Raw genomic sequence first — 2335 nt, forward strand, 5'->3', positions numbered from 1 at the left:
AAGTCCGTGCAGATCGCAGCATTGAAGAAGCGCTACCGGGGCTGAAGGATTCCAGCGTCACCTACCAGGCTGCCGTCAACGAGCCCAGACCGATCTACCGCCGGGCCTGACCAACAACAGGCACATCAACGGTAGATACCGAACGCCGCTGGCTACAACCAGCGGCGTTTTCGCATCCAGATAGCAACACCAAGGGCAATCACGCCCACGCCGGAACAGAACCACCAGAAAGCATGCGGATCCTCGACGCCAGGCAGGCCACCCACGTTGATACCGAACAGGCCGGTCAGAAACCCCAACGGCAGGAACAATGCCGAAATGATCGCCAGCAAATACATACGGTCATTGATCGCTTCGTTCTGCACCGAAAAGACCTCTTCCTGCAACAGCGTGGCATGCTCCCTGGCTGCATCCAGGTCTTCCAGCAAACGCTGCAAACGATCCGTAGCCTCGCGGATCAGCATGGTATCCGCCGCCGCAAACAGCGCTTCGTTCTGCAGCTTGATCAATGCCTCACGCTGGGGAGCAAGATACCGTCGCAGCGTAATTGCTCGTCGACGTAGCAGACTCAATTGTGGCGTCAGACTGGATGTGGGGGCCTCTTCCAGCTGCATAGCACAGCCCTCAACTTCCGACTCCAGATTCTCGATCACCTCTTCCATACGCCAGATCAACTGATCCACCAGCTCGGCCACAAGAGTGCTGATGGATGCCGGGCCTTGCAGACTGTCCAGCGTCTGTTTGACCGCCTCGACACTCAGTAAGGCGCGCTTCTGGGTACTCACCAGCCCCGCTGGACCAACCCACATGCGCAGGGCGATCATGTCTTCAGGCCGTGCACCCGGATTCAGGTTAACGCCGCGCAAATACACCAGTACGCCACCGGCCACCTCCGAGGCACGGGGGCGGGTTTCCGCTGCAGTCAGCGAATCAATCACCGCCTGCGGTATGGCCTGTTGACGCAACCACTGTTCACTTTCTTCTCGGGTGTAGTCCAGATGTACCCAGTAGGCGGCGGCGTCCGTTAAAGGCTGTTGAGCAGCCAGTTCGGTTGCACCACCCCGGCCATTCAGTTGCAATGCAATTTTCAGCCAGTTGTTGTCACTCATTGTGGCTCATGCCCTTGTTGTCCCGCCTGCCTGTTATCGAAATATCGCATGATCATAGAATGCGTGAGTGACTTTCTTCAGACAAATAAAAAAGCGCGGACATGCCGCGCTTTTTTCGAAGATTGAACGGCCAGCCATCAGGGCAAGCGCACGACCACACGCCCCTGGACGCCGCCCTGGAGGATTTTTTCCACCCAGGCGTTAACACCTTCCAGCTCAACCTCATCCGCTTCCAGCAGAGACAGATCCGCAGGCATCCACTCGTCCGCAAGCAACTGCCACATTTGCTGTTTTATCTCGCAGGGCAGCTCGACACTGTCCACTCCCAGCAAGTTCACACCGCGCAGGATAAAGGGCAATACGGTCATTTCCAGCTTGGGAGATGCGGCCAACCCACAGCAGGCGGCGCTGCCACCATACTTAAGACTCTTCAATGCCGTGGTCAGCATATCACCACCAGCACAATCCACCGCCCCAGCCCATTGTTCTTTCAGCATGGGTTTGCCAGCGTTCTCGAGAAAACTGTCGCGACTGATCACCTCACTGGCGCCCAGCGACTTGAGCCACTGGTGTGATTCGGACTTGCCGCTCACGGCGGTCACGGAGAACCCCAGTTTGGCCAGGATGGCGACACTGATACTGCCCACCCCACCAGTGGCGCCAGTTACCAGCACTGGTCCCTGGTCCGGATTCAGGCCGGTGTCGAGCAGCGATTCCACGCACAGGGCGGCGGTCAGCCCGGCGGTACCCAGCACCATGGCATCGCGGGGAGCCAGCCCCTCAGGCAGAGGAACCAGCCACTCAGCAGGCACCCTGATGTACTGACCGTAGCCACCATCGGTATTCATGCCCAGGTCATAACCTGTGCAGATCACCGTATCACCAACACTGAAAGGACCGTCCAACGTTTCCTCGACCACACCCACCGCATCAATGCCCGGCGTATGGGGAAACTGGCGGGTAACCCCCTTGTTGCCGGTGGCAGAAAGCGCATCCTTGTAGTTCAGGGATGACCAGTGGACACGCACCAGCACCCCCTCTTCTCCCAGATCTGTCAGCTCGCGTGCTTCCAGTACGGTTTCGTACCCGTTCTCGGTATCACGGGTCAGCAGGGCTTGGACACTCATGATCGAACTCCTTCTGAAGCGGCTAGTTACAGGCGACTAGCTACGAGTCGCGAAACAAACCCTTTGGTACCATGTGCGCGGCACCCAAATTCTGGCGGT

2 protein-coding genes are annotated in these 2335 nt (G+C 58.2%); both read right to left on the reverse strand.

Annotated features, from left to right (window positions below):
- Positions 1–152 precede the first annotated feature (152 nt).
- Positions 153–1109 (reverse strand): zinc transporter ZntB, encoded by a 957-nt coding sequence (locus ACFE0K_RS03120; protein WP_434534675.1) that lies wholly within the window; start codon positions 1107–1109, stop codon positions 153–155.
- A 137-nt stretch (positions 1110–1246) separates the two neighbouring features.
- Entirely contained in the window at positions 1247–2236 is a 990-nt protein-coding gene (locus ACFE0K_RS03125) for a YhdH/YhfP family quinone oxidoreductase (RefSeq protein ID WP_434534676.1), read from the reverse strand.
- Positions 2237–2335: the final 99 nt, after the last annotated feature.

It is taken from the genome of Alcanivorax sp. (assembly GCF_051117345.1).
Lineage (GTDB): Bacteria > Pseudomonadota > Gammaproteobacteria > Pseudomonadales > Alcanivoracaceae > Alcanivorax.